Genomic DNA, 16,873 nt, shown 5'->3' with positions numbered 1-16,873 from the left:
CAGCTTTCAACGTTCGCCAAAACCCTGTCTCCGGGAACGATTGCCGCATCTGACCTTACTATGACAATGTGCCAATGCTGACGTTGTCCCAGGCGGTAGGTCAGGGCTGCGTATTGAGAGGCTTTGAGTTCAGCGGCCTCGGCGTGGCGCCTGCAGTCGGTGTAGCCTTTTTCTTCAATCTGATCCGCGCGGCCGACCGCAACGACCTCACCAGTGCGCCATCCGCGCTGAAAGTTCATGAACTCCTGGCCGAGGCCTGCACAGCCTCCCAACGCCAGCAACGCGGTCACTGCGGTGATTCTGAACGGCACGCGCAGTCCTCGCTTGAACGGCTTTGCGGCCGGACCTGCCGTGCGGCAACGTACAAACCGGCGGCGCGACGACGAAGGTTGTGATGGCCAATGACCGGCAGCAGATGAGTTGCCTCTGCAGCGGCGTCAAGGTGGCCTCGGCGCTGATCTAACGCAACTGGGCGCGTGTGAGCACGGTGATCGAACATGTTCTTTGACCTGGAGGCCGCATACCGCGTCAATCTAGCAGGTATGGGCTCCACGCTGCGAGCGGCAACATTACAAAAACGTAATGTTGCGCCAGCCGGGGGCTAGCACCCAGAAGGGGCCGCCCACACCGCGCCGGATGACAAAAACGTAATCGCACGTCCATCAGGTCCGGGCTACGATGGAAGGATGCATCTTTTGGTGATCGAAGACGAGTTGAAGCTCGGTGACTACGTACGCAAGGGCCTCACTGAAAGCGGGTTCAATGTCGATCTTTCGCGCGATGGCTCCGAGGGGCTGGGTATGGCTCTTACAGGAACCTACGACGCCATCGTCCTCGACGTGATGCTTCCGGGCATCGACGGCTTCAAGGTCCTGGAAGTGCTCCGGAAATCGTCGTCGACGCCGGTCTTGATGCTCACCGCGCGCGATGACGTCGCCGACAGGGTGAAGGGACTGGAGAGTGGCGCTGACGACTACCTTGCCAAGCCTTTCGCCTTTTCGGAGTTGCTCGCTCGGATTCGTGCCTTGCTGCGCCGTGGCTCGCTGCAAGAATCCACGCGCTTCGCGCTGGCGGATTTGCAACTGGATCTGACGACGCGGCGAGCTACCCGCGCTGGCAAACGGCTCGACCTGACCGCGAAAGAGTTCGCCCTGCTTTCGATCCTTCTGCGACGTCAGGGCCAGGTGCTTTCCAGAGCGTTGCTGGCCGATCAGGTCTGGGACATGAATTTCGACAGCGAGACGAACGTGGTGGAGGTCGCCGTGCGACGGCTACGAGCCAAAATAGACGACCCCTTCGACGCCAAGCTGCTTCACACCGTGCGCGGCATGGGATACGTGCTTGAACTGCGCGACGACGATCCGCCGTGAAGACGAGGTCCATCCAGAGCACGCTTTCCCGCTGGTTCGCCATCCAGACGCTCGCGGGCTTGAGCATCGCATGCGTAGCTGTCTACGGCACGACGCGCTGGAGCTTCCAGCTCAAGCAGGAAGAAGAGTTCGAAAGGCACAGCGAGTTGGTCCGTCATGTCGTCGCAGAAACCCGCACCCCTCCCAACATCGACCTGCTGCGGCACAAGCTGGATGACTATTTTCGGACGCATCCGGACATCAACGTTAGCCTGTGGGCAGGAAAAAGCCGGCTCTATTTTTCCCAACGAGCGGATGTCAAGGGCAACTGGCTCTCTCACGCTCAAACGTTGGAGGATCTGACCTTCGAAGGCAACCCTGTTGAAGTTCGCCTGACCCTTGACTCTACGGGCGACGACTTGTTGCTGCGACGGCTAGGATGGACCTTGGTGGCAGCTGCCAGCCTCGGTTCTATGATCGTTGCGCTGACCGGCTCGCTCATTGTCCGCCGCGGGCTGAAGCCACTGAAGCTGCTTGCCGAACAGACAGCAAATGCAGGGCCAGCCCAACCCGGCGGGCGCATCGATGTGGAAACATTTGCCAGCGAACTGCAGCCATGGATCATGCAGTTCAACGCGCTTTTGGGCCGCGTTGAAGGCGCCTATGCGCAGCTCGAGGCATTCAATGCCGACGTGGCACACGAGCTTCGAACGCCGCTGGCGAACATGATTGCCCAGACCGAGATCGAACTTAGCCAACCTCGACCGATCGCGGCCTTGCGGGAAGCGTTGTCCTCGCAACTGGAGGAGGCACATCGGCTCTCAGCAATCGTCACAGACATGCTTTTCCTGTCCAAGGCCGACCGGGGCGCTCAAGCTCGACGGACGGCCCCTGTGAGCCTTGCAGACCAGGTCCGCGCGGTGGGCGAATTCCATGAAGCCGAGCTTGAACAATCCAATCTGACGTTGGACATTGAAGGCGATGCGACGCTGCACGTTGATGTGGGCCTGCTGCGCCGCGCTCTGTCGAACCTTCTGAGCAACGCCATAAGGTATGCAAGGCCGGAGAGCCAGGTGCAGGTCGTCATCCGACGCGACCACGCGGAATTCACCATTGCCGTCGTCAACGAGGGCGATGAGGTCGACCCCGCCGCACTGCCGCATCTGTTCGAACGTTTCTACCGCGCCGACAAATCACGCAGCGGCTCCTCCAGCCATCACGGACTCGGCCTGACGATCGTGGCTGCCATTGCACGGATGCATGGCGGAACCACGTTCGCAACCTCGGATCGAGGCCTGACGCGCATTGGCTTCACCTTGGCGGATGCATCGGCTTAGAGGAACCGAGGAAGCGGGCCGAGCACCGAAGCCCGACCCGCAGGCTCTCGGTGTTATCTGCTCTCGGCCATGTCAGCCGGCCACGAGGCGCCGCGGCTGACTGAGTTCCAGGCCGGGTGTTTCATCGCGGCGGCGAGTTCGGCCTGTACTTGCTCGCGCGTCTTCGGCGTCTCAGCGCTGGAGACGGGCCAGGGCGCGCCGCGACTCATGGCGGTGTTCCAACGCGGATGCTTGGCGGCTTGGTTGAACTCGGCGATGACCTCCCCGCGTGCACGCGTGCTCGCATGATCGGGGTGGTAGGTCGCGCCCGCTTCAGTCGGCGCGGGATGGTAGGGGCCGGCAGCGAATGCCGCGACAGGTGACAGTGCTGCTGCGGCAAATGCCGAAAGGGCAACGGCGGATCGAAGATGGCGAGTGGACATACTTGACTCCTTTAGGGTTGTAGTCCGAGACCGGCTGGCCCCGGACAGAAATCACTTTAAAAGTCCATTCCTCCACCTGTCGTGCCGTCCCATTACAAGCGCGTCATCGCGCCGTCATAAACGAAGGCAAAGAAAAACCGCCGTTGGTTTGCACCAAGGGCGGTTCTGGAGGTGGGGCCTATGCGGCTTGGGCGGCTTTGCCCCGTGGCGATTACTGCGCTGCGCCGTTGCGCGATGAGGGCACCTGGGACGCTTGCGCATCGCGCTGCCCAACGGGAGCGGTTGCGTAGGCATGCGCAGCTTGGCGGAAGGCCGGGCGGGCGGCATCAGCACCTGCCTCGCCGTACTGCACCGACGACAGCCCGGAGCGAACCCAGCGCATCGTGTCGGCCTCAACCGCAGCACGCGAGGTGACCTGCACGGCCAGCGGCTTGCTGTCACCCTGCGGATAGCCCAACGTCGGAGCCGTCCGGGCCCAGGCGCGGGTTTCAGCGGCGACGGCCGAGCTGGACGTGGTCGACGTGGTCGCCACTGGTCGCGGGTCGCCCTCGGCGTAGTTGCCGGCGAGCGCGGGAGCTGCAGCGGCAGCCAGCACGACGGACAGAAGCGAAAGGCGGAGGGTCGAAGCTTGCATTTGAGATTCCTTGAATGGTTGATGAGTGGTCGTCGCCGCTTATCTCCGCGGCTGAGACAACTTTAAAAAACCAGACCCTCAGATGCCGGACCGTCGCATTACAGTTCTGTCATCGCATCACTTGGTCGTGAAGCGCACGGGCTGAGCGGCCTGGCCCTTCAGCGTCACTTGCGCCACGACCTTCGTGCCGGCTGGCACGTTGAACGCGCCCTGGGCCCGCAATGCGTCCTTTGCTGGCACCAAGGTTGTTTCCGTCTTCTTGGTTCCTGAGAGAAGCGTGAGCTTTGCGCTGCCCCCCGTCAGATCGGAGGCCTTTCCGTGATCGCTCACATAAAGCGCGATGCCCTCTGGACTCGTCACGAGTTCGTAGTTCACGTCCTTGACCACGCTCACCACGCCGCCATGCTGAGGCTTCACCTCATGGGCGTGTTCTGCGCCCTTGGCGTCATGTGCGTGACCCTTGTGGTCGTCTGCCGCTTGGGCATTGATGGACAAGGCAAGAGCTGAAACTGCTAGGAACGATGCGATTTTCATGATTTTCCTTTTGAGTTGATCTGTGAGCCGACCCCATCCGCAGGACAGGGCATTGACTTCATGCGTCAGGCATGGGCCTTACGTTCGGAAGCTTCTTCGTCCTCCTCCTCGTCATCATCGCGACGGTGTGCGAGACGGTAGAGAACTGGAAGCACAAGCAAAGTGAGGGCGGTGGACGACAAGATGCCGCCGATCACCACAGTCGCCAGCGGCCGCTGCACCTCTGCACCGGTTCCTGTTGCAATGGCCATGGGCACGAATCCGAGCGATGCCACAAGAGCCGTCATCAACACAGGCCGCAACCTGGTGAGCGCGCCCTCGTGGATTGCCCGATCCAGCGAAGCGCCAGCGTCTCGAAGATTTCGGATGAACGAGATCATCACTAGACCATTGAGCACCGCGACCCCCGACAGAGCGATGAAGCCGACGGCAGCCGTGATCGACAGCGGGATGTCTCGCAGCCACAGGGCAAGAATGCCGCCGGTGAGCGCGAACGGGATGCCGGTGAACACGATCAAGCCGTCCTTCAAGTTGCCGAACATCGCGAAAAGCAGCGTGAACACCAGCAGCAACGCCACTGGAACCACGATCTGCAGGCGCTTCGTCGCCGATTGCAGGTTCTCGAACTGGCCGCCCCAAGACGTCCAGTACCCCGTTGGCACCTTCAAGCGCTGATCGAGGGCTGCTGTAGCCTCCGTCACGAACGAGCCCAGATCTCGACCGCGCACGTTGGAGCTTACGACGATACGGCGCTTGCCGTCTTCGCGACTGACCTGGTTCGGTCCCGGCGCCAGCTCCAGGGTTGCGACCTCTGCGAGTGGAATAAAGCTCAACCGACTGGCACCCGCTGCTGCTCCTCCCGATGCTGGAAGGGGAATCGGAAGGCGACGAATGGCTTCAAGGTCGCCCCGCACGTTGTCCGGCAAGCGAACCACGATGTCGAAGCGACGGTCGCCTTCAAAAAGCGTCCCCGCATTGCGTCCGCCGACTGCTGTAGCGATCGTGTCCTGCACATCGGCAATGTTGAGGCCGTAGCGCGTCGCCTTCTCGCGGTCGATGTTCACGGTCAGCATAGGCAGGCCGGTGGTCTGCTCGACGTTGACTTCGGCCGACCCCGGGATGCTCTTCAGGATCTCCTCGATCTCACGCGCGGTCGAGTTCAGCACATCCATGTCGTCACCAAAGACCTTGACCGCAACGTCGGCGCGAACACCGGACACGAGCTCATTGAATCTCAGCTGGATTGGCTGCGAAAACTCGTAGTTGTTGCCCGGAATTTTCCCGACCTCTGCCTGGACGGCCTCCACCAGCTCTTGTCGGGTTCGCCGCGGCTCAGGCCATTGGTCGACAGGCTTGAGCATGACGTAGGCATCCGAGATGTTCGGAGGCATGGGGTCGGACGCGATCTCGGCGGTTCCGGTGCGCGCGAAGATTCTCTCGATCTCAGGAAACTTTGTCTTGAGCGTCCGCTCGAGCTGCTGCTGCATCTGTAGCGATTGCGAAAGACTGGTTCCCGGGATGCGCAGCGCCTGGACCGCGAAGTCACCCTCGTTGAGGTTCGGTATGAACTCGCTGCCCAACCGCGTGGCGAGGATGCCCGAGAGCACCACGGCAACACCTGCGATGGTGAGGACCACCGCCTTGGCTTCTAATGCGCGATTGAGCAGGGGCTCATAGGCTTGCTTGGCCCAGTGCATCAGGCGGTTTTCCTTCTCGGAAACTTTCTTGCCGATGAAGAGCGCAACTGCTGCAGGGATGAACGTGACCGACAGGATCATCGCGCCCAGCAGCGCGATGACGACCGTGAGTGCCATCGGGTGGAACATCTTTCCTTCAACGCCCGTGAGCGCGAAGATGGGCAGGTAGACGATCATGATGATCACCTGTCCGAAGAGCAGCGCACGCCGAGCCTCTTGCGACGCAGCGAAGACCTCGTGGAACCGTTCGCTGCGCGTCAGCGGCCTGCCGTGCTTCGCCTGGGCATGTGCCAGGCGTCGCACGCAGTTCTCGACAATCACCACCGCGCCGTCCACGATGATCCCGAAGTCGAGTGCGCCCAAGCTCATCAGGTTCGCGCTGACCTTTTGGTTCACCATGCCGGTGAACGTGAAGAGCATCGAGAGCGGGATGACCAGCGCCGTGATCAACGCGGCGCGCAAGTTTCCGAGGAACAAGAAAAGCACGACGATGACCAACACGGCGCCTTCGAACAGGTTCTTCTTGACGGTGTTGATCGCCTTGTCGACAAGCACCGTCCGGTCGTAGACGGTGATCGCCTCCACGCCTTCGGGCAGCGTGCGATTGATCTCCTCCATCTTCTTGGCGACCGCCTGGGAGACGATCCGGCTGTTCTCGCCGATCAGCATGAAAACCGTGCCAAGCACCACCTCGCGGCCGTTGTCGGTCGCGGCTCCCGTGCGCAGTTCTTTGCCGATCTCCACCTGAGCGACATCGCGCACGCGCACGGGCGTGCTTCCGCTGCTCGACAGGATGATGTTGCGAAGGTCTTCGATGCCCCGTGCCTGGCCAGGCGCACGAATCAGGTACTGCTCCCCTCGTCGCTCGATGTAGCCCGCACCAACGTTCGTGTTGTTGCGTTCGAGCGCCTTGACGACGTCGGCCATGGATAGACCATAGGCCGACAGCTTCTCGGGGTTCGGCGCGATCTGGTACTGCTTCTCGTAGCCGCCGATCGAATTGATCTCGGTCACCCCCGCCACGTTTCTCAACTGGGGCTTGATGATCCAGTCTTGAATTTCACGCAGATCCGTGGATGTGTACGGCGACCCATCCGGCTTTTTCGCGCCGTCCTTGGCCTCCACAGTCCAGAGGTAGATCTCGCCCAGCCCGGTTGAAATGGGTCCCACCATCGGATGGATGCCCTCGGGCATTTCGCCGGTCGCGGACTGAAGGCGCTCATTGACGAGTTGCCGCGCAAAATAAACGTCGGTGCCGTCCTTGAAAACGACGGTGACCTGCGACAGGCCGTACCGAGACAGAGAGCGGGTCTGCAGCAGGCCAGGCAGGCCTGCCATGACCGTCTCGATCGGGAAGGTGACGCGCTGCTCGGTTTCCAGTGGTGAGTAGCCCGGAGCCCCCGTGTTGATCTGGACCTGAACGTTGGTGATGTCAGGAACAGCGTCGATCGAAAGCCGCTGGTAGTTGTAGACGCCGAGGCCTGCCATGCCGATCACGGCGAGCAGAACCAGCCATCGCTGTTCGATGGCAAAGCGGATGATGCGTTCAAACATGTCGTATGTGCCCGCTCAATGGGTGTGCGTCGCTGAACTCTTGCCCTGCTCCGACTTGACCACGAACGAGCCCGCCGCTGCGTAGCTGGCACCTGGCTTGAGTCCGCTCTTGATCTCCAAGCGCTTGCCGTCCGTGCGCCCGACCTCAACAGGTTGAGGAACAAATCCACCGGGAACCTTCAGGAAGACCACCGGCTTGTCTTCGAGGGTTTGCAGTGCGTCCGCAGATACGGTGACGGGAGAGTTCACCTCCTCGGCCGTGACCTCCACATTGACGAAGAGGCCCGGGCGCCATGCACCCTTGGGATTGGCAATGACCACCCTAGCGCGAGCCGTGCGGGTTTGTTCGCCGATCAGCGAGCCGACGTACGAAACTGTGCCGTTCGCGGTCGCATCGAATGCACCGGCACGAACCACCACCTTCTCGCCGACGCGAACCTGCTGTAGGTCTCGCGCCGCCACGTTCATCTCTGCCCAAACGGTCGAGAGGTCGGAGATCGTGAAGACGTTGGCGTCCTCTTTGACCGATTCGCCGAGGGCAATGTGTTTTTCCACCACCATGCCGTCGAAGGGTGCGCGCAACTCGAAGCGGCCCAGGGACGTGCTACTCGGAGAGGCACCGAGCGTCAGCAGCTTCTGAGTCGCGTTTGCCGTTGCAATCTCTGCCTCGCGCAGCGCCTGCTGCGCCTGCAAGACGTCTTGCTGGGGAGAGATCTTCTGTTCCCACAGCGCTTTCTCCCGCTCGTAGGTGGTCTTGGCCAACTCACGCCGGCGCTGGGCGCCCTGCAGCTCGGATCGGGTCTCCGAAACCGTCGTGCTGGAGATAACGGCCAGAACGTCACCCTTTTTGACCTGCTGGCCGAGATTGGCGCTCACGCTCTCAACAACTCCGGCCACGCGTGGGACCACGTGTGCGGTTCGGTCCTCGTTGAAGCGGATCTCGCCGGGAAATTGCAATGCGCTTCGGATGACCCCAGGCGCGGCGTTGGCCAGGCTGATGCTCGCCGCCTTGATCTGGTCGTCCGTCAAATTCACCTTGCCTTCCTGTTTCTCAAAGGTGAACAGGTACGGTTCCTTCGGCGTGACCACGGCGACCGTTGCTTCGAAGACATGGGGCTCTGGCACGATCTGGTTACTTGTCAGGAAATCGCCTTGGGGCGTGAGCTTGATCTCCGTTTGCTCGCCGCTTGGGCGTGTGAGCGTGACGGCGACTTCATTGCCGGCGGTCGGCATAGGCTGCCCCTTTTCCGTCAGCCAAGCCTTGAATTTCGGCTCCCCGCCCTCTTCGGAGAGCTTGAGCTCCAAGCCAAAGTCACCTTCCGAAAACTTCTGACCGCCGTTAGGTCCCTGGGCGGGCTCTTCCTCATGTCCGCCGGCCTCACTGCCATGACCGTGGCCGTCGTCCTTGCCGCCCTTGGCGGTTTCCTTGCCATGTCCGTGACCGTCGTCGCCGCCGGCCTCTTCGCTGTGCCCTTGGCCCTCGACAGCTTTCTTGCCTGCACCGCCCCGGAGCATCAGCGCTCCAGCAACAAGGCCTAGAAGAACGATGACAACGATGATGATTAGGTGCTTGCGGCCGAGCTTTTCGGAGGCCGACTTAGAAGGGGTGACCATGATTGATCCTTACGGGGTGGAGGCCGTGACGCCGTTGGCAACAGTGCCGCCAAGGAGACGATCGAGATCCGTCACGGACTTGTGGGCTTCGGCCAGCGAGCGCAGGTACTGTGAGCGGGCCTGCAGAAGGGTGCGCTGTGCGTCGAGCGCATCGAGATAGCTGAATTTGCCGAGTTCGAAGCCCTTGGTAGCGGCGTCGAACGCGCTTTGCGCGCCAGGGAGGATTTCCTTTTGAAGCGCCTCCACCTCAGCCGATGCGGTCAGAAGCCGCTGGCGCGCGGCGCCTACGTCAGCGCGCAGGCGCAGTTCCAAGGCACGTGCGTCGTCTTCTGCCTTGTCCTGACGACGCAGGGCCTCGGTGATGTTTCCTCGATTCGTATCGAAGATCGGCAGCGGAACCGAAATTCCGATGACCGCTTGGTTGCGACCAATCTCCTGGTCCCGTTTCGCGCCAGCACTAACGGTGATGTCAGGTATGCGCTTGGCCCGCTCCACTTCCGACAGCGCGCCGTAGCGACGGACCTCCAGCCGCGCCTGTCGCAACGACGGCGCATTCATGATGCGTTCCTCCAGCGTCTCCTGAGGGGCAGAGTTGGGGATGGAGAGCACATCACCATTGACCGCGTCGATGCCTGCTTGACGCGTTGTCAGCGCTCGTAGCTGTTGCAGGTTGGTCTGAAGTTCGCCTCGGGCTTGAACGAGCTCAAGCCTGACGTTGGCCTCAGCAACCTTGGCGCGGGTCTCTTCGACGGGTGAAATTTTGCCGGCCGTCACACGCTTGCCGGCAGCACTGCTGCCCGTTCTTGCAAGCTCCAGCGACGCTTCGGCCAAACGGACCCGCTCCTGGGAGATCGCCGTCGCAAAGAACGCCGCGGTGACGCTTGCGCGCAAGTCGGCCTGCTTTGCATCGAGTTGGGCGCGAGCGACGTCGATCGCACGCTCAGCCGCTTCGATGCGTGCCCCGCGTTTTCCGCCAAGCTCCAGAGGCTGGCTCAACAGCACGGTGGTCGTGCGAGTGTCGCGGCGCAAATCTTCCACCTCGACGTTCATGGTCGGGTTGGGAAATGCACCGGCTTGCACCCGCGCGCCTTCTGTCGCCTCGATCTCTCGTCGAGCCGAGGACAGCTCTGGATTGTTGTCCAGCGCGAGTTGGACGGCCGCAGCCAAAGTCAGAGGGGCAGCGCTCGAGCTTGCCGTTGAACCTGCCTGCTCCATGGCGGGCGGCGGCGCACCCCAACTACCTTGAGCAAGCGCTCCGCTTGCGAATGCCGTGATCGACAGCGCGATCGGCACGATAAACCTGCACATCGAATTCTCCAGTCATGGGACGAGACAAGGAATCCGGCGCGGCCGTCAGAGTATGAAATTTGGCTCTGAAAGGGACAGACGCACCGGGCTTAGCCGGTGCGTGACCATTTGGGGCGGTCGATGTCCTGCTCCGTTCGAGAGCTGAAGAGCGCCACAGGGAATGCGAGGAATGAACGCTTGAAAACGCGTTCCGCCACGACTTTGGTCGTCGTGCCGAGCTGCGCCACGTTGGTGTGACACCCGCTGCAATCTCCGTGATCTGCGCCGCTCGCTCCAAGCGGTGCATCGGTCTGCGACTCTTTCGAGCCGCCATGTCCCTCAGCGGTGTGCTGATGCACATGGTGACCCAGGTGGAACGATGCAGGTGTCGCCTCATGCGTGCAGTACCCTGCCGCAGCTGCAGCGGCAAACTGAGCGGGCAAGACGAACAAAAGGGCGATGAGCAACCAGCGAGCCATTTAGCGAACTCTAGAACACGTTTTTGACGACTCGTTTGCGGTGATGAGCGAGAGGCGTAGGTTGAAGCTCGACGAATTGGGCAACAAGCGCGTGGGCCTGCGCAAGCTGAATCGGCATCCTGCGAATGGTAGGTGGAGAAAATCCACCCTGTCCGACAGCAAGGTTACAGATTTGTAATCTGGGAGCGAACTTCTTCGGAGTAACGAGCGGCTGAGACAGCAGGGCCGGCGCGGCGAGCGACCGACCGTGCTTGCAAAGCCAGCAAGCAGGATGATGCCTGGGTCGCGCTGCGCGAGTCGCGCCCGTACAGCCGGACCAGGCCGGCGAATGCCGCCTCGTAGAGGCCCCTGCCCATCCATCCATTCAAGCCGGCCTCGGTTGTCGCGCCCTATACGCGTTCATGAAGAAGCCCGCCAGCGCGATCAGCAGGACAACGCCCTGAGCCGTGACGGTTTCGGTTGACGGGTAGATCCCCAGCAAGTCGATCCGAGGCGCCATGAGCGGTGTGGCTCCAACCCAACCGGCCTCTTGCAGGCCAGCCACCCCCTTGCCTGCAAGAACCACAGCCAGGACAGCCACCAGAACGGAACTGATGCTAAAAAACTTCCCGATCGGCATCCGAGCACTGGTCTTGAGCATTACCCAAGCGAGAACTGCCAGGAGCACGATGCCGAGGCCCAGTCCACCCAGCAAGGCGTTGCCGTTCCCGTCCGCCGACAGGGCCGAGTAAAAAAGCACCGTCTCAAACACTTCACGGTAGACCGCGATGAACGACAGGCCGAACAAGGCCCAGGCCGATCGCTTGGACATGGCCGTGGAGAGCTTCTCCTTGAGGTAGGCCTGCCAGCGGCCCGCCGCACTCTTCTGATGCATCCACAACCCGACGCTGAGCAGGACCAGGGCGGCAAAGAGCGACGAGAGCCCCTCGGTCACTTCACGGCTTGCCCCGCTGATGTTCACGAAGTATGTCGCAACGCCCCAGGTGAGCCCGCCAGCGGCCAGGGCTGCGATCCAGCCGCCATGCACGTAGCGCAGGACGTCGGGACGGTTGGCCTTTTTCAGGAAGGCGATCATGCCGACAACGATGAGCAAGGCCTCAAGGCCCTCGCGAAGCAGGATGGTGAGCGAGCCCAGGAAGGTGGTGAGCGGTTCGGCGGCTTGGCCACCCAGCTCTTTTTCCACCTCAGCAAAGAGGTAGTCGAGCTTTTGCGCCGCGGCCTCTGTCTGGGCCAGTGTGCCGTTGGCGATCGCTGAGCGATAGGCCAGCATGCCGTTTTCAACCTCCGTGAGGAGCGCCTTGTTGCGCGCGCCCAGCGAGGGCTCCAATGGCTCGAAGCCGTCCAGGTAGGCCGAGAGCGCCAAACGCGTTGCTGACGCCTTGTCGCCTTTGCGAATGGCCGCCAGGCTTTCGTCCAGGCGCGTGCGAGACAGCGTCAGACCGCTGGCGTTTGCAGCCGCCGAAGCTGCTCCGGGCTGGCTGCGCAGGAATGCGGTGATGTCCCGAGCAGCCTCCGGGGCGATCTTGCCGGCGGCGGCGACTTCAGTGGTCGTAGTCACGGCTGCCAGGTCAGGGAAGGCCTTCCGGGCGGCAGGATCTCGCTTCCACAGCTGCTCGCCACGTTCACGCATGCCGCCGTCGTACGAGAGAGTTCCGGCGAAGAATGCCAGCGCCCATCGATCCTCGTCAGGCAGCGTGGCAAAACTCGGCATCGACGTGCCGGCGACGCCTTGAGAGACGACCTGGTAGAGCGCCATCAGGCTTCGCGAGCGAGCGCGCTCGCGGTCCGTGAAGGCAATAGGTGGCGGGTCCAGCTGGGCAGCCAAAGGTCCATCACCGCCACCCGTTGCGCCATGACAGGCGGCGCATTGCGCCTGGAAGAGCGCGGCGCCGCGCTCAAGATCAGGCAGCGCTTTGGGTGCGACAGGCATGGGGTAGGCCGCAATCAAGAGCGCCTCTGCCTCGTGCGCCAATCGAGTCACGTCGGCTCCATCGGCCTTGTTGGTGACAGCCTCCTGCAGCTTGGCGGCTGCGGCAATCACGGCTTCCTTGGAAGGGTGCGCCGGAAGGGTGCGCGCCTGGGTCACCGCGTTGGCCGTGAAGTCACGCATTTCCGCGTACTCGGATTCGCTGACGACAGCGCCCTTTTCAACGGCACCCCCGTAGTCCACGGCCACATAGTCCAGCAGCTGCCAAAGTTGGCGAGGACCCTCTTCGGGCCCTGACGATGGCGTCTGCGCTACTGCAGCACCCAAAAAACAAAGCCACACGGACAACACCAACAGCAAGCGCTTCATCTTCAACCTAAATAGGAATCGCAAGGATTTTCGTTCAACGTTGAGAGCGGCCCATCCCCGAATGGCACTGCATCATCACGATGCAGTGCTTGCCAAGGATTAGGCCTCGGTCTTCGCCTTCATGAGCCGCAGACCGTTTGCAACCACCAGCAGGGTGGCCCCCATGTCAGCAAAGACGGCCATCCACATGGTGGCCGTGCCGAAGATGGCGAGCACCATGAAGACTGCCTTAATGCCCAAGGCAAGAGAGATGTTCTGCATCAACACGGTGTGCGTCTTGCGTGACAACCGGATCGTCTCCGGAATGCGGCGCAGGTCGTCGTTCATGACGACTACATCGGCAGCCTCCATGGCGATGTCCGTGCCCATGCCGCCCATGGCGAAACCGATGTCAGATTGGGCGAGCGCAGGGGCATCATTGATTCCATCGCCTGTCATGCCCGTCAGCCCGTAGCGGGTCTGGAGCCCTTGAATCTGAGCCAGCTTCTCCTCAGGCAGGAGGTTGCCGAGCACTTGGTCGATGCCAGCCTGAGCGGCGATGGTCTTGGCGGTTGCCACGTTGTCACCAGTGAGCATGACTGCTGCGACGCCCAACACCTTCAACTCGGCAACCGCCTGCTTCGACGATTCCTTGATCGTGTCGGCCACGGCGAAGATCGCCAAGACGCCGTCGTCGTCCGCCAACAGCGTGACGGTGCGGCCTTGCTCCTCGTGCGTTTTCAGTTCCGCTTCAAGCTCTGGCGATTTCATGCCTCGCTCTTCAATGAGCCGGATGTTGCCGAGGACGAACTTTCGTCCGTCAACCACCCCTTCGGTACCGCGGCCCGGCAGTGCCGCGAACGACGAAACATCGCTCAGCGGCAATGCCAGGCCCTTGGCAATTGCCTTGGAAACTGGGTGGTCGGATCGATCGGCCATGCTCATGGCGATGCGCCCGATAGGTTCCTGGTCATCTGCGCCACGCAATGACCTCCAATCGACAAGCTTCGGTTTTCCTTCGGTCACAGTGCCTGTCTTGTCCAAGGCCAAAACCTTGAGCTTGCGCGCTTCCTCGAGGTACGTTCCCCCTTTGATGAGGATGCCACGCCGTGCGGCCGAGGCCAGTGCGCTGACCACCGTGACAGGCGTCGAAATGACGAGCGCACAGGGGCATGCAACCACAAGCAGAACCAGCGCCTTGTAGATCGCATCCAACCAAGCCATGCCGAACAGCAAAGGGCTCGCAACCGCAACGGCAACCGCGATGGCGAACACCGCGGGTGTGTAAATGGCTGCAAAGCGATCGACGAAACGCTGCGTAGGCGCACGGGTGCCTTGCGCCTCCTCGACCGCGTGGATGATGCGGGCCAAGGTGGTATCCGACGCGGCAGAGGTCACCCGGAATTGCAGTTCGGCCGTCTCGTTGATCGTGCCGGCATACACCGGGTCGCCGACCGTGCGGTCAACCGGGAGGCTTTCTCCGGTTACAGGCGCCTGGTTCACCGCGCTGCGTCCTTCGGTAACAATGCCGTCCAGAGGCACCCGCTCACCGGGCCGAATTCGGACGATAGCTTCGAGCGGCACGCTTTTCGAGGCAACCGCCTTCCAGCTCTTGTCCGACTGAAGCACATCCGCTTCCTCCGGAGCCAAGGCGATCAAGCCCTTGATAGCGTTGCGCGCACGGTCCGCCGCACGGGCCTCAATCAGTTCGGCGATGGCGTACAGAGCCATCACCATGGCCGCTTCGGGCCACTGGCCGATGAAAAATGCCCCGGTAACGGCAACGCTCATCAGCGCATTGATGTTCAGACGGCCGCGAACGAGCGCCTTTATGCCCTTCGTGTAAGTCTCCACCCCGGAGAGCCAGATGGCCACCACGGCAACAACCAACCCGGCGTACTTCAGTGCGGTCGTATCACTCGAAAAATAATGAAGGGCCTCCGCGCCGATGGCGAGGACCAGAGCCGCAGCAAGGCGCTTAACGCCCGCCCCATGGTCGTGATCACGTTCAGCCTCTTGCTCAGCTTCCGACTCCGCACCAACCTTGACGGGGGTCGGCTCGTAGCCGGCCTTTCGGATGGCAGCAACTGCGACTGCGATGACGTCGTCCGAAGCTTGGATGGCCAGGGTGCGTGCTCCCAACTGAAAGTTCACGCTGCGGATGCCGTCGACTTTGTCCAACGCTCTTCGAATGTCGCTTTCCTCGACGGCGCAGTCCATGGCTGGTATTCGAAAGACGCTCGCGCCAGCGGGGATTGCGGCAGCGAGGGCGGCGCCCTTTGCGACTGGAGCACAGCAAGCGTCTGCCGCGCAGCAATCGTCGTTGGTAGACGTTCCCGCAACATCCTTGGAACTTGGTGAGTTGGACAAACTGCTAGGCGGCAGTGAGGGCGCCGCCGCGCATGACTTCTCAGCGCAGCAATCGTCGGCGGAGGGAACAGCGGATGCGGTATTCGGAAATTTGGACATAACGGGATTGGAAACCCTGAAGTGGGTATAGAGTCAAGGGTTTCGTGGAGATCAGATGAAGATCGGTGAACTTGCCAAGGCCACAGGCACGAGCGTTGAGAACATCCGCTTCTACGAGCGAGAGGCGCTGCTGCCGGCACCGCAACGAACGGACAACAATTACCGAAGCTACGGAGAGGAGCACATCGAGCGGCTCACCTTCATCCGGCATTGCCGCTCGCTTGACATGGCCCTGGAAGAAATTCGGTCCCTGCTGCGTTTCAAGGAAATGCCTCAGGAAAACTGTGAGGGCGTCAACGAACTACTCGAAGCGCACATCGGGCACGTCGCCGAGCGGATTCAGGAGTTGAAATCGTTGGAGAAGCAGTTGAAGACGCTGCGAGCTCAGTGCGCCGAGTCGAACGCTGCGGCTTGCTGTGGGATCTTGAAAGAACTTTCTACCGAAGTGCTCGCGGTGCCTGCAAATTCGGTTCGAAAACATGTCCACGGTACACATTGAAGTCTTGGATTTCGAGCACGCGGAGACCCTTTGTGGCTAACATCAGCCGGGTGCGGTCTTGGCTTAGTGCGATCCATTGGCCCCGCGACACTGGCCTTAGCTCGACGCGCAGCAGGTTTTAGGCTTTGCGTGCCCCTTGCGCAGATCCTCGAAGATGGGCACAGCGACTCCCGACGACTGTCAGCTTTATTCCCTTGTGGAGCGCGCCGTTCGGGCAGACAAGCTGATTAATTAATAAGCCTCCGTCGCAGCATCACGGAAGGGCCTCACTGGTTTGAGTGCGCACGCCTGCGGTGCAGGTACGTGGCCGAGCGTTGTCGCTTTTAGGCAAGAAGTTTCCGTACAGCTGTAGTGAAGCCCGGTTTGAAGATGGTTCGGCTTCGGCCCCCATCTAGAAGCTTGACTACACGACCCAGTTTTTCTTCTACCCAACCTTCGTTTTTCCAGTGCTCTGGCGATACGGCATGCTCTAGCGCTTCTCGTTCCAGTTGATTCAATCGGGGGCTTGGCCGGATTTCGAGCGTCATTTCGCCGTCAGGAGCACCTGCATTGTCGCGCGCAGCGTTCGGCCTGCGATCAATCGTCAGCTTGGTCTGGGACTTGAGGATGTTCACCTCTGCGCGGAGCATGTCGCGCTCGCGTAAGACCCTTTCCACCACGATCCGAGTTGCTGGGTCTTCGATGCTTCGGGACAGTTCATCCAGAGAGTTGATTTTCGCAAGC

The 16,873-nt window shown here is 61.5% G+C and carries 14 protein-coding genes; 4 read left to right on the top strand and 10 right to left on the bottom strand.

Translation table 11 applies throughout. The annotated features are described in order from the left end of the window. Positions 1 to 74 precede the first annotated feature (74 nt). From PY257_RS02855 to PY257_RS02845, 3 genes are all read left to right on the top strand, one after another. Complete coding sequence (locus PY257_RS02855; protein ID WP_275738555.1) at positions 75 to 395, top strand: hypothetical protein; 321 nt, start codon at positions 75 to 77, stop codon at positions 393 to 395. A gap of 291 nt (positions 396 to 686) precedes the next feature. Beyond that, complete coding sequence (locus PY257_RS02850) at positions 687 to 1,370, top strand: heavy metal response regulator transcription factor (RefSeq protein ID WP_275738553.1); 684 nt, start codon at positions 687 to 689, stop codon at positions 1,368 to 1,370. Further along, positions 1,367 to 2,686 carry a heavy metal sensor histidine kinase gene (locus tag PY257_RS02845; RefSeq protein ID WP_275738551.1) on the top strand — a complete coding sequence of 440 codons (1,320 nt, stop codon included), beginning with the start codon at positions 1,367 to 1,369 and terminating at the stop codon, positions 2,684 to 2,686. Before PY257_RS02850 ends, PY257_RS02845 begins: the two co-directional genes overlap by 4 nt. A 53-nt stretch (positions 2,687 to 2,739) precedes the next feature. Here PY257_RS02845 and PY257_RS02840 read toward each other — a convergent pair whose 3' ends face one another. From PY257_RS02840 to PY257_RS02800, 9 genes are all read right to left on the bottom strand, one after another. Next, entirely contained in the window at positions 2,740 to 3,108 is a 369-nt protein-coding gene (locus PY257_RS02840; RefSeq protein ID WP_275738549.1) for a DUF4148 domain-containing protein, read from the bottom strand. A 211-nt stretch (positions 3,109 to 3,319) separates the two neighbouring features. Then, complete coding sequence (locus tag PY257_RS02835; RefSeq protein WP_275738547.1) at positions 3,320 to 3,742, bottom strand: hypothetical protein; 423 nt, start codon at positions 3,740 to 3,742, stop codon at positions 3,320 to 3,322. 117 nt (positions 3,743 to 3,859) lie between these two features. After that, positions 3,860 to 4,276 carry a hypothetical protein gene (locus PY257_RS02830; protein ID WP_275738544.1) on the bottom strand — a complete coding sequence of 139 codons (417 nt, stop codon included), beginning with the start codon at positions 4,274 to 4,276 and terminating at the stop codon, positions 3,860 to 3,862. A gap of 65 nt (positions 4,277 to 4,341) precedes the next feature. Continuing rightward, complete coding sequence (locus tag PY257_RS02825; protein ID WP_275738542.1) at positions 4,342 to 7,527, bottom strand: CusA/CzcA family heavy metal efflux RND transporter; 3,186 nt, start codon at positions 7,525 to 7,527, stop codon at positions 4,342 to 4,344. A 15-nt stretch (positions 7,528 to 7,542) separates the two neighbouring features. Continuing rightward, positions 7,543 to 9,141, bottom strand: coding sequence for an efflux RND transporter periplasmic adaptor subunit (locus PY257_RS02820; RefSeq protein WP_275738541.1), 1,599 nt, complete (start codon positions 9,139 to 9,141; stop codon positions 7,543 to 7,545). A 9-nt stretch (positions 9,142 to 9,150) separates the two neighbouring features. Continuing rightward, positions 9,151 to 10,449 (bottom strand): TolC family protein, encoded by a 1,299-nt coding sequence (locus PY257_RS02815; protein ID WP_275738539.1) that lies wholly within the window; start codon positions 10,447 to 10,449, stop codon positions 9,151 to 9,153. A gap of 89 nt (positions 10,450 to 10,538) precedes the next feature. Then, entirely contained in the window at positions 10,539 to 10,907 is a 369-nt protein-coding gene (locus PY257_RS02810; protein ID WP_275738537.1) for a hypothetical protein, read from the bottom strand. A gap of 364 nt (positions 10,908 to 11,271) precedes the next feature. Next, positions 11,272 to 13,203 carry an FTR1 family protein gene (locus tag PY257_RS02805; protein WP_275738536.1) on the bottom strand — a complete coding sequence of 644 codons (1,932 nt, stop codon included), beginning with the start codon at positions 13,201 to 13,203 and terminating at the stop codon, positions 11,272 to 11,274. Positions 13,204 to 13,302: 99 nt separating this feature from the next. Beyond that, positions 13,303 to 15,651 (bottom strand): heavy metal translocating P-type ATPase, encoded by a 2,349-nt coding sequence (locus tag PY257_RS02800; protein ID WP_419095645.1) that lies wholly within the window; start codon positions 15,649 to 15,651, stop codon positions 13,303 to 13,305. Positions 15,652 to 15,706: 55 nt separating this feature from the next. Between PY257_RS02800 and cadR the strand changes: the two genes are divergently transcribed. After that, positions 15,707 to 16,150 (top strand): Cd(II)/Pb(II)-responsive transcriptional regulator, encoded by a 444-nt coding sequence (gene cadR / locus PY257_RS02795; RefSeq protein WP_275738534.1) that lies wholly within the window; start codon positions 15,707 to 15,709, stop codon positions 16,148 to 16,150. Between the two features lie 323 nt (positions 16,151 to 16,473). Here cadR and gmtX read toward each other — a convergent pair. Further along, positions 16,474 to 16,873 (bottom strand): gamma-mobile-trio protein GmtX (gene gmtX / locus PY257_RS02790; RefSeq protein WP_275738531.1); only part of this gene is annotated, 400 nt, incomplete at its 5' end.

This window comes from Curvibacter soli (genome assembly GCF_029211125.1).
Taxonomy (GTDB): domain Bacteria; phylum Pseudomonadota; class Gammaproteobacteria; order Burkholderiales; family Burkholderiaceae_C; genus Curvibacter_A; species Curvibacter_A soli.
This window is presented reverse-complemented; position numbering and strand designations above follow the sequence as displayed.